Source organism: Cytobacillus oceanisediminis (assembly GCF_003182355.1).
Lineage (GTDB): Bacteria > Bacillota > Bacilli > Bacillales > Cytobacillaceae > Cytobacillus > Cytobacillus oceanisediminis_A.
This window is the reverse complement of the sequence record NZ_QGTW01000002.1, coordinates 1-11,833: the sequence shown is the minus strand read 5'-3', so window position 1 is coordinate 11,833 and position 11,833 is coordinate 1. Positions and strand designations below refer to the sequence as shown.

The 11,833-nt window shown below is 40.7% G+C and carries 9 protein-coding genes and 1 rRNA gene; 9 read left to right on the top strand and 1 reads right to left on the bottom strand.

Annotated elements, in window-relative coordinates:
* Window positions 1-6: 6 nt before the first annotated feature.
* Window positions 7-141, bottom strand: a complete 135-nt coding sequence (gene rpmH / locus DFO73_RS04370; RefSeq protein WP_110063572.1) for a 50S ribosomal protein L34 — start codon at window positions 139-141, stop codon at window positions 7-9.
* Between the two features lie 686 nt (window positions 142-827).
* Between rpmH and dnaA the strand changes: the two genes are divergently transcribed.
* From dnaA to DFO73_RS04325, 9 genes are all read left to right on the top strand, one after another.
* Entirely contained in the window at window positions 828-2,174 is a 1,347-nt protein-coding gene (dnaA, locus tag DFO73_RS04365; RefSeq protein ID WP_110063571.1) for a chromosomal replication initiator protein DnaA, read from the top strand.
* Window positions 2,175-2,352: 178 nt separating this feature from the next.
* The gene (gene dnaN, locus DFO73_RS04360; RefSeq protein WP_110063570.1) at window positions 2,353-3,489 is read left to right on the top strand and encodes a DNA polymerase III subunit beta; all 1,137 of its coding nucleotides are present in this window, start codon (window positions 2,353-2,355) and stop codon (window positions 3,487-3,489) included.
* Window positions 3,490-3,813: 324 nt separating this feature from the next.
* Entirely contained in the window at window positions 3,814-4,026 is a 213-nt protein-coding gene (gene yaaA / locus DFO73_RS04355) for a S4 domain-containing protein YaaA (protein ID WP_110063569.1), read from the top strand.
* 39 nt (window positions 4,027-4,065) lie between these two features.
* On the top strand, window positions 4,066-5,184 hold the full coding sequence (recF, locus tag DFO73_RS04350; RefSeq protein WP_110063568.1) for a DNA replication/repair protein RecF: 1,119 nt from the start codon (window positions 4,066-4,068) through the stop codon (window positions 5,182-5,184).
* 9 nt (window positions 5,185-5,193) lie between these two features.
* Window positions 5,194-5,442: an extracellular matrix regulator RemB gene (remB, locus tag DFO73_RS04345; protein ID WP_110063567.1), complete on the top strand. Its 249-nt coding sequence runs from the start codon at window positions 5,194-5,196 to the stop codon at window positions 5,440-5,442.
* Between the two features lie 99 nt (window positions 5,443-5,541).
* Window positions 5,542-7,464, top strand: a complete 1,923-nt coding sequence (gyrB, locus tag DFO73_RS04340) for a DNA topoisomerase (ATP-hydrolyzing) subunit B (protein WP_110064000.1) — start codon at window positions 5,542-5,544, stop codon at window positions 7,462-7,464.
* Window positions 7,465-7,748: 284 nt separating this feature from the next.
* Window positions 7,749-10,271: a DNA gyrase subunit A gene (gyrA, locus tag DFO73_RS04335; protein ID WP_110063566.1), complete on the top strand. Its 2,523-nt coding sequence runs from the start codon at window positions 7,749-7,751 to the stop codon at window positions 10,269-10,271.
* A 92-nt stretch (window positions 10,272-10,363) separates the two neighbouring features.
* A complete protein-coding gene (locus tag DFO73_RS04330; RefSeq protein ID WP_258309236.1) occupies window positions 10,364-11,449 on the top strand; it encodes an HD-GYP domain-containing protein in 1,086 nt (361 codons plus the stop codon).
* A 319-nt stretch (window positions 11,450-11,768) separates the two neighbouring features.
* Window positions 11,769-11,833: ribosomal RNA gene (locus tag DFO73_RS04325) — 16S ribosomal RNA — on the top strand; the annotation flags it as partial.

Below are 11,833 nucleotides of genomic sequence, written 5' to 3'. Positions count from 1 at the left end.
AGTGGCCTAAGCAGATAATACTTTTCTTCCTTTACGGCGGCGGCGAGCAAGGACATTACGTCCGTTCGGAGTGCTCATGCGGCTGCGGAAACCGTGAACTTTGCTTTTCTTACGCTTGTTCGGTTGATAAGTTCTTTTCATTATATGACACCTCCCTGAGGAATTGCTGTTAAAGACAGTCTTTCTAATTATATAGATGAAACTAGAAAATTGTCAACTATGCATCGTTAATCTCTCTGCCATCTATGGCAAAAAGTCTTTTTGTTAGCCAGGCTTCCATTCTGCCTGTCCTCTTTCTCTTTTGCAGTTCGGAATAAACCCACTCAGAAAGTTTACCTTCTTTTCGCTTGAATGTCATCCTAAAATTCATTTTTTCCACGTTTTTCTCTTAAAACCACTAAAAAAATCCGTCTGTGGATAATTTTTCGACAGATTTTTCATTATCCACATCACATATTGACAAGTTTTTCACACAAACAGAGGTTGTGGACAATTATTATGCACATGATAGGGGACTTGTGGATAAAGGTATAAAAAGCATTGCAACCATTAGGATTATCTGTTATCATTATTGTGTTTTCACACTTAATAAATCATAGTGCATATCTTCATTATCCACAGATTGTGGATAACATGTGGACAGGTTATCCAAGGGGTTTGTAAAAGTTTGTCCACAGACAGTGGATACTGTCGAAATTCCACTTTACTTCCTTATTATATAATTTTCCACATTAACAGTTTCGTATATTTATTAACTCAAGGGTTGTACAACTTGTATAACCTATAGTTTTTGTTGCACGAAACTAACGGCAAAGGAGGGATATCTATTGGAAAACATTGCGGATCTTTGGAATAACGCTCTTGCCAATATCGAAAAGAAAATCAGCAAACCGAGCTTTGATACATGGCTAAAATCAACAAAAGCCCATTCCCTTCAAGGCGATACTTTAGTGGTTAAAGCGCCCAACGAGTTTGCCCGTGATTGGCTGGAAGAGCGCTATTCCCAACTGATCTCCGGAATTCTTTATGACATTACTGGTGAAGAGTTAGGAGTAAAATTTATCATTCCGCAAAATCAGAGTGAAGAAGAGGTGGATCTTCCACTTCCGCCAAAAAAGAAAAGGTCAGAGGAAGACCAGACTGAATTGCCATTAACGATGCTTAATCCCAAATATACATTTGATACTTTTGTTATTGGGTCGGGTAACCGCTTCGCACATGCAGCTTCACTTGCAGTAGCAGAAGCACCCGCAAAGGCGTATAATCCATTATTTATTTATGGGGGAGTTGGACTGGGAAAAACTCACCTCATGCACGCAATCGGCCATTATGTATTAGATCATAACCCATCTGCTAAAGTGGTTTACTTATCTTCCGAGAAGTTTACTAACGAATTCATTAACTCAATCCGAGATAACAAAGCGGGAGACTTCCGCAATAAATATCGAAATGTGGATGTTCTTCTTATCGATGATATTCAGTTTTTAGCTGGAAAAGAACAGACCCAGGAAGAATTTTTCCATACATTTAATACATTGCATGAAGAAAGCAAGCAAATCATTATCTCAAGTGACCGGCCGCCCAAAGAAATTCCGACGCTTGAGGACCGTCTTCGCTCCAGGTTTGAATGGGGACTTATCACTGATATTACTCCGCCCGATCTGGAAACGCGTATTGCAATTTTACGAAAAAAAGCAAAAGCAGAAGGACTCGACATTCCAAATGAAGTCATGCTGTACATTGCCAATCAGATTGATTCAAATATACGTGAATTAGAGGGTGCCCTTATTCGTGTAGTGGCCTATTCCTCTTTAATAAATAAAGATATAAATGCTGATCTTGCAGCAGAGGCTTTAAAGGATATCATTCCAAGCTCCAAGCCAAAGGTAATCACAATTCATGAAATCCAAAGGGTAGTGGGCGAACATTTTAATGTGAAGCTTGAGGACTTTAAAGCGAAGAAAAGGACAAAGTCAGTTGCTTTTCCGCGGCAAATTGCTATGTACTTATCTCGGGAATTAACCGATTTTTCCCTGCCTAAAATTGGGGAGGAATTTGGCGGAAGGGACCATACAACCGTCATTCATGCCCATGAGAAAATTTCAAAATTGCTTCAGTCAGATTCTCAATTTGAGAAACAGGTTAAAGAAATAAATGAATTGCTCAAGGTTTAACTGTGCATAACTGAACCTAACTTACACACAGTCTGTCCACATGTGGATAGGCTGTGTTTCCTTTCGAAAAATGCAGTTATCCACATGTTAACAGGCCCTACTAGTACTTCTATTATTTTTTTATAAAAAATATATATATTCATTAGGCCATTAAAATATGCTTGGAGGATTTAAAAAAATGAGATTTGTAATCCAAAGGGATCGTTTGGTTCAAAGCGTCCAGGATGTCATGAAAGCTGTAACAAGCAGAACAACGATTCCAATCTTAACTGGAATTAAAATCGTTGCTTCAGAAGAAGGGGTAGCACTAACAGGAAGCGATTCCGATATTTCAATCGAATCTTTTATTCCAAAAGAGGAAGCTGGAAATGAGATTGTTGAAATCAAACAGCCAGGTTCAATCGTGCTGCAAGCAAGATTTTTTAGTGAGATTGTTAAAAAACTTCCTACTGACAGTGTTGAAATCCATGTCGAAAACCACCTTCAGACTGTAATCCGTTCAGGCAAGTCCGAGTTTAATTTAAATGGATTGGATGCTGAGGAGTACCCTCACTTACCTCAAATTGAGGAAGAAAATGTTTTTAAAATTCCGACGGACCTATTAAAGGCCATGATTCGCCAGACTGTTTTCGCAGTGTCCACCTCAGAAACACGCCCTATCTTGACAGGTGTAAACTGGAAGGTGGAAAATGGCACCTTAACCTGTATTGCAACAGATAGCCACAGGCTGGCATTAAGAAAAGCCCAGATCGAAACAAATGCCAATGAAAATTATAATGTTGTCATTCCCGGAAAAAGCTTAAGCGAGTTGAGCAAGATCCTTGATGATAATAATGATCTGATTGATATTGTCATTACCGAAAACCAGGTATTGTTTAAAGCAGAACATTTGCTGTTTTTCTCAAGACTGCTTGAAGGAAATTACCCAGATACATCAAGGCTAATCCCATCGGACAGCAAGACAGATGTGGTTGTTACTACGAAGGAATTCCTGCAGGCGATTGACCGTGCCTCATTACTGGCGAAAGAAGGAAGGAACAATGTAGTCAAGCTTTCCACCATTGAAGGCGGAGTGATCGAAATTTCATCCAATACGCCGGAAATCGGAAAGGTTGTCGAAGAGGTACAAAGTAAATCAATTGAAGGCGAAGAACTAAAGATATCCTTTAGTGCAAAGTTCATGATGGATGCTCTAAAAGCCCTTGAAGGCACAGAAATTACGGTAAGCTTTACTGGCGCTATGAGGCCTTTCATAATAAAACCGTTAAATGACGACTCCATCCTTCAATTGATCCTGCCAGTAAGAACGTATTAAAGACTAATAATGAGCTGCCGGCCATTGCCGGCGGCTTACTTTTTTTATACAAGAAATGATCTATATAGGTATTGGTTAGTATTAGGTAAGTTCCATGAAACTGTCGGATCGTATAAGTGAAACACTGGCCAAACTAGCCCGAATATCGGCAAACTGCCAGGGAATAATGAATATTAAAGGCTATAGCGGGTTTTCTTTGTGTATCTGCGATTTATTTAGTAAAATAGAATATTAGATAACATTCTAGAAATTGTTGTGCTTGGTGCATGGTAAAAAAGAATTCTCCGCATAGCACATAAAGTCTGACAATGGGAAAGAGTGAATATGATGACGGAAGTTCAAATCGATACGGAATATATTACACTGGGCCAATTCCTGAAAGCCGCAGATGTGATTCAAACTGGCGGAATGGCTAAATGGTTTTTAAGTGAATACGAAGTTTTTGTAAATGGGGAACAGGATCAAAGACGGGGAAGAAAGCTAAGAACAGGAGATAAAGTGGAAATTCCTGATGTCGGTGAATTTATGATCATTTAGCTGGCGTTTTTAGCGATACCCTAAAAGGATGTAGCGTCTATGTATATAGAGCAATTGCTTTTAAAAAATTACCGGAATTACGAAGTGCTGGAAGTTAATTTTGAGAATAAAGTGAACGTTATTTTGGGAGAAAATGCCCAAGGGAAGACAAATGTCATGGAATCAATCTATGTACTGGCAATGGCGAAGTCTCACAGGACATCAAATGACAAAGATCTTATTCGCTGGGATCAAGATTATGCTAAAATAGAAGGAAGGGTTCAAAAGAGCCATGGATCCCTGCCAATGCAATTAGTGATAAGCAAAAAAGGCAAAAAAGCTAAATGCAATCATATAGAGCAGCAGAAATTAAGCCAGTATGTCGGCAATATGAATGTTGTTATGTTCGCGCCTGAAGACCTCCATCTTGTGAAAGGGAGCCCTCAAGTAAGGCGTCGTTTTATTGATATGGAGATTGGGCAGGTTTCACCTGTCTATTTGCATGATATTAGCCAGTATCAAAAAATTCTTCAGCAGCGAAATCACTACTTGAAGATGCTGCAGATAAAAAAGCAGACTGACCATACTATGCTTGAAATTTTGACAGAACAATTTATAGATATGGCTGCGAAGATTGTTTCCAAGCGCTTTGAATTTCTTAGATTGCTTGAAAATTGGGCACAGCCGATCCATGAAGGTATTTCAAGAGGACTGGAGACCTTGAAAATTGAGTACAAGCCCTCTGCAGAGGTATCAGAAGAACAAGATTTGTCGAAAATGGTTAAAGTATACGAAGAAAAATTTACAAAAGTGAAAAACAGGGAAATCGACCGAGGGGTCACCATGTTTGGCCCCCACCGGGATGACCTTATTTTTCACGTAAATGGGCGGGATGTGCAAACATTTGGTTCCCAAGGCCAGCAAAGGACGACAGCCCTATCCGTTAAGCTCGCCGAAATCGAACTGATCCATTCTGAAATAGGAGAGTATCCTATTCTCCTGCTAGATGATGTCCTCTCAGAACTGGATGATTACCGCCAATCCCACTTATTGAATACCATTCAAGGGAAGGTACAAACGTTTGTCACAACGACAAGTGTTGATGGAATAGACCACCAGACACTGAAAGAGGCAGCAGCCTTCAGTGTTGAAGCAGGAAGGATCAATAAGATTCAGTGAGGTGATCGCATGTACATCCATGTAGGTGAAGATGTGCTAGTCCGAGCAAGAGATATTGTAGCTATAATTGATAAAGAAAGCGCCATGTCTTCCGAATATGCAGAAGAATGTTTAGAGCGCCAGGATGATTCAGTTATTAACCTCGCAAAGGGATCTTACAAATCTGTGGTGGTCACGACTGAAAAAATCTATTTCTCCCCGCTGGCTTCCGTTACGTTAAAAAAAAGATCGCATAAATTAAGTGTTCAGGAATTTTAAAAAAAATTATAGTTTGGTGCATCTCAAAGTACAGCCAAGCTTTTTTATAGATTAGCGAATTTGGAATGCAAATGGAAAGTGTAGGTGACCGATGTGGCAATGGAGCAAAAGGCAGTGCAGGAACAATCCTATGATGAGAATCAGATACAGGTTCTGGAAGGTCTGGAAGCGGTTCGAAAGCGTCCGGGAATGTATATCGGTTCAACAAGTGCCAAAGGACTTCACCATCTCGTTTGGGAAATAGTCGATAACAGTATTGATGAAGCGCTTGCCGGATATTGTTCAGAGATCAATGTAATTATCGAAAAGGATAATAGTATTACTGTAGTCGACAATGGCCGCGGTATACCGGTTGGAATACATGAGAAAATGGGCCGCCCGGCAGTTGAGGTTATTATGACCGTTCTTCATGCCGGCGGAAAATTCGGAGGCGGAGGATATAAGGTTTCCGGAGGCTTGCATGGTGTTGGTGCTTCCGTTGTAAATGCTCTCTCAACCGAATTGGAAGTGTTTGTCCATCGTGATGGCAAAAAATATTATCAAAAATTTGAACGGGGAGTTCCAAGTGCTGACCTCGAAGTAATTGGAGAAGCAGACCATACCGGAACAACCATCCACTTTAAGCCTGACAGTGAAATTTTTACTGAAACGCTTGAATATGATTATGAAACTCTGGCGAACCGCATCCGTGAATTGGCTTTCTTGAATAGAGGATTAACTATCACGATTGAAGATAAACGTCAGGAAAATAAGAAAAATGAATATATGTACGAGGGCGGAATTAAATCGTACGTTGAACATTTGAATAGAACGAAAGAAGTTCTCCATGATGAGCCTATCTATATTGAGGGAGAACGTGAAGGCATTACGGTTGAAGTATCGATTCAGTATAACGATGGCTTCACAAGCAATATTTACTCTTTTGCCAATAATATTCATACGTATGAAGGCGGTACGCATGAATCGGGCTTTAAAACGGCATTAACAAGAGTCATAAATGATTACGCCAGAAAAAACGGTGTCTTTAAAGAAAGCGATGCGAACCTTTCGGGTGAAGACGTTCGTGAAGGTTTAACGGCGATCGTATCCGTTAAACATCCGGATCCCCAGTTCGAAGGTCAGACCAAAACCAAGCTTGGGAACTCTGAAGTACGTGCTGCGACGGACACTATTTTCTCTGAAGCTCTTGAAAAATTCATGCTGGAGAATCCAACGGTAGCAAGGAAGATTGTTGAAAAGGGTCTTATGGCTGCGAGAGCAAGACTGGCTGCCAAAAAAGCGAGGGAGCTTACGAGAAGGAAGAGCGCCCTTGAAGTTTCCAGCCTTCCGGGGAAACTTGCAGACTGTTCGTCTAAGGACCCATCCATAAGCGAAATATATGTGGTTGAGGGTGACTCAGCGGGTGGTTCAGCCAAGCAGGGACGTGACCGCCATTTCCAGGCGATCCTTCCTCTAAGAGGTAAGATTTTGAACGTAGAAAAGGCCCGTTTGGATAAAATTCTATCCAATAATGAAGTCCGTGCCATCATAACTGCTATTGGAACGGGCATTGGAGAAGATTTTGATATCTCTAAAGCACGTTATCATAAGATTGTAATCATGACTGATGCAGATGTTGATGGAGCACATATTCGCACATTATTATTAACATTCTTTTACCGTTATATGAGACAAATTATTGAAGCGGGCTACATTTACATTGCCCAGCCGCCGCTTTACAAGATACAGCAGGGCAAACGCATTGAATATGCTTATAATGAGCGTGAACTGGAAAAGACTCTTGGAGAACTGTCGAGCCAGCCAAAGCCTGGAATCCAGCGCTATAAGGGTCTTGGAGAAATGAATCCTGGCCAGCTGTGGGAAACGACAATGAATCCAGAAACGAGAACACTTCTCCAGGTAAACCTTGAAGATGCCATTGAAGCTGACGAAACGTTTGAAATCCTTATGGGTGATAAAGTAGAACCGCGCCGCAATTTTATCGAAGAAAATGCGGTGTATGTAAAGAATCTGGATATTTAATTGTAAAAGGAAACTTTCTGGCACCAGGAAATTTCATGGCAGGGGCACCGCTTTTAGGTGTCTCCACTTTCTTTCAGGATAGGGGCTCTCTATCCTGCTTTTACATAATAGGTCTATTCTTTTATTTTTGGTTTTATCTGATACACCTTTTAAAAAAAATGCAAGAATTGCAGGAGCTGCAGCAATCGGGCTTGCTCTTGCAGGTTAAACCTAGCTACACCTAAATGATAAGTAACAAAAGGATGTCTGAACATCCCTAGTTTCTTTAAAGGAGGTTCCTTTAAATGGCCGATACACCTAATTCTCAAGTAAAAGAAATTAATATTAGCCAGGAAATGCGTTCATCTTTCCTGGATTATGCCATGAGCGTAATTGTCTCCCGTGCCCTTCCAGATGTGAGGGATGGTTTAAAGCCGGTACACCGAAGAATCCTTTATGCCATGCATGACTTAGGAATGCATTCCGATAAACCATATAAAAAATCCGCCCGTATTGTTGGGGAAGTTATTGGTAAGTACCATCCGCATGGTGACTCTGCTGTTTATGACACCATGGTGCGTATGGCTCAGGATTTCAACTATCGCTATATGCTTGTTGATGGTCACGGCAACTTTGGTTCTGTTGATGGAGATGCTGCAGCTGCAATGCGTTATACAGAGGCCCGTATGTCCAAAATTTCGATGGAGCTTTTAAGGGATATCAATAAAGATACGATTGACTATCAGGATAACTACGATGGCGCAGAAAAGGAACCTATCGTTCTTCCTTCGCGTTTCCCTAACCTGCTGGTAAACGGAACATCTGGAATCGCCGTGGGTATGGCTACCAATATTCCTCCCCATCAGCTTGGAGAAGTCATTGATGGAGTTCTTGCAATCAGCGAAGAGCCGGATTTGTCGGTTCAAGAGCTGATGGAAATTATTCCAGGCCCTGACTTTCCTACTGCCGGATTAATTCTGGGCCGAAGCGGAATCCGCAAAGCTTACGAAACCGGACGTGGCTCTATTACATTAAGAGCTAAAGTGGAAATTGAGGAAAAGTCAAATGGGAAAGAAGTTATCATTGTTAATGAACTTCCTTACCAGGTGAATAAAGCTAAACTGATTGAAAAAATAGCAGAACTTGTCCGCGATAAGCGTATTGACGGCATTACGGATCTGCGTGATGAATCTGATCGAAACGGAATGCGAATCGTCATTGAAGTCCGCAAAGATGCAAATGCCAATGTTTTGCTGAACAATCTTTATAAACAAACAGCCTTGCAGACTAGTTTTGGAATTAACTTGCTTGCTCTTGTAGATGGCCAGCCCAAGGTGCTTAATTTAAAACAGTGCCTTCAATATTATCTGGACCACCAAAAGGTAGTTATTCGCCGCAGAACTGAGTTTGAACTTAAAAAGGCGGAAGCTCGTGCGCATATCTTGGAAGGATTGAGGATTGCGCTCGACCATCTTGATGAGGTTATTAATCTTATCCGCAGTTCCCAGACTACTGATATTGCACGCGAAGGCTTAATGACACAATTCAATCTTTCTGAGAAACAGGCTCAGGCTATTCTTGATATGCGCTTGCAGCGTCTGACAGGTTTGGAGCGCGAAAAGATTGAAGACGAATATTCAGGCCTTGTAGCGCTAATTGCCGAATTAAAGGCTATTTTGGCTGATGAAGAAAAAGTGTTGGAAATTATCCGTGAAGAATTAACCGAAATCAAAGAGCGCTTTAACGATAAACGCCGTACTGAAATCGTTGCTGGCGGCATCGAGCAAATCGAAGATGAAGATTTAATTCCGCGTGAGAATATTGTCCTTACTTTAACTCACAAAGGTTATATCAAGCGTCTCCCTGTATCCACCTACCGTGCACAAAGACGAGGCGGACGCGGAATCCAGGGAATGGGTACGAATGAGGATGACTTTGTTGAGCATCTCATCACAACCTCTACGCATGATACAATTCTTTTCTTCACGAATAAAGGAAAAGTATATCGTGCTAAAGGATATGAAATTCCTGAATTCAGCCGTACGGCTAAAGGAATTCCGATTATTAACCTTCTTGGTGTTGATAAAGATGAATGGGTTAACGCGATTATTCCGGTTGAAGAATTTGTCGATGACTGGTTCCTATTCTTTACCACTAAAAAAGGTATATCCAAGCGTTCACCGCTATCCTCCTTTGCCAATATCCGCAACAACGGCTTAATTGCTTTAAATCTGCGTGAGGATGATGAACTGATTTCAGTGCGTTTAACTGATGGCAGCAAAGAAATCATAATTGGCACAAGCCATGGCATGCTGATCCGATTCCCTGAAGATGACGTCCGTTCAATGGGCAGAACAGCTACCGGGGTAAAAGGAATTAGTTTAAGCGGGGATGACGAAGTAGTTGGAATGGAAGTGCTGGAAGACGACACTCAAATCCTGATTGTAACAAAAAATGGCTATGGAAAACGTACTCCTGCGGAAGAATACCGTGTCCAGGGAAGAGGCGGAAAAGGAATCAAGACTTGCAACATTACCGATAAGAACGGAAGCCTTGTTTCTATGAAAGCTGTCACAGGAGAAGAAGACGTTATGCTTATCACAACAGGCGGTGTATTAATCCGCATGGCTGTAAGCGATATTTCCACAATGGGCAGAAACACGCAAGGTGTGAGATTAATTCGCATAAATGAAGATGCTGATGAAGCGGTATCTACTGTAGCAAAAGTTGAAAAAGAGGAAGAAAAAGATGAGGAAGAACTAACGAAGCCTCTTGAAAATGCTGAAACCCTTTCTGAAGAAGAAGTTAATGGGGATGACGCGGAGTAATTTTTTAAGGAACACATTATTTGTGTTCCTTTTTTTTGTCCAAATAATGTAAAATGGTATAAAAGACTCATTACATTTGGAGTGTGGAAACGGTGCGAGTACATATTCAGGAACTGCAAGAGGGCTGTATTTTATCAGAAGATGTTTTTAGCATGACCAATCGCCCCATTATTGGCCAAAAGACCGTCCTAACTAAAGGTCTGATTGATATTTTAAAAGTATTCCTAATTGAAGAGGCTGTAGTTGAAAAAACATTAGTTAATGGGTTGCCTTTCATTCCTGCTGAAATGCTAGAGGATGTCCAGAATGCTCAGGAAACAAAAGTAAATGACTCCGTTTTTTTAGATACCTTTTTAATAGGTGTTCAAAGTTATAAAAAAGAATTTCTCGCCTGGCAGTCAGGGCTGCCAATAGATATAGCAAAAATCAGAAACATAATGATACCGCTCATTGACAAAATGGAGAGGAATCCTTCCGGAATTTTCTCCTTGCACCATTTGTCGACTAATGAAGACTATATGTTTCAGCATTCAGTGGCAGTTGGAATCATAAGTGCATTTATAGGGAAAAAATTAAATTTTAACAAAGGGGAAGTTGTACAATTAGCTCTTGGGGGCTGCCTTGCTGATGCAGGCATGGCAAAAATAAATCCGGTTATTCTGCAAAAGAATACCCCACTAAGCCCTGAAGAATTTGAAGACATAAAAAGGCATTCCACCCTTAGTTTTAAAATGGTCCAAAATATTTCTCTTTTGAGGGAGAGTACGAAGATTGGCATTTTCCAGCACCATGAACGGCTTGATGGCAGCGGATATCCATTTGGTGAACAAAGCAGTAAAATCAACCAAACAGGAAAGGTGATTGCCGTAGCAGATGCCTTCCATGCTATGACCTCCCAGAGGCTTTACCGGCGAAAGCAATCTCCCTTCAAAGTGCTTGAAATGCTTATTCAGGACAGCTTCGGGAAGTATGATATCCAATCCATTCAAGCTTTGGGATCCGGTATAATGACTTTTTCCATTGGCAGCCGGGTTAAACTCTCAGATGGACAGAATGCAGAAATCCTCTTTATAGAAGATAAATCGCCGACAAGGCCCTTAGTTAAGATAGAAGGCACTGGCGAGATTGTTCATTTAGAAAAAAATCGTCAGCTATTTATAGATGAAGTTTTGAAATAGACCGTTTATTTGCGGTCTATTTTTATTAGATTTGTTTGTTTAAAGCGCTTACTTATCATTAAATCCTGATTAGACAACTTTCTTTAAAAAAACACTTGCAATTAATATGCCGGGCTGATATACTAATTCAAGTCAGCAAGAGATGAACAATTTCATCAAGAAGGTCTTAAAAAAACTTGTTGACATTGATAATTAGAAATGATATATTAATAAAGTCGCCTAAGCGACGGATTGATCTTTGAAAACTGAACGAACAAAAACGTCAACGTTAATTCTTTAGTCTTTTTTGAAAAGACAACTTATGAGCTTAATCAACTCTTATATGGAGAGTTTGATCCTGGCTCAGGACGAACGCTGGCGGCGTGCCTAATACATGCAAGTCGA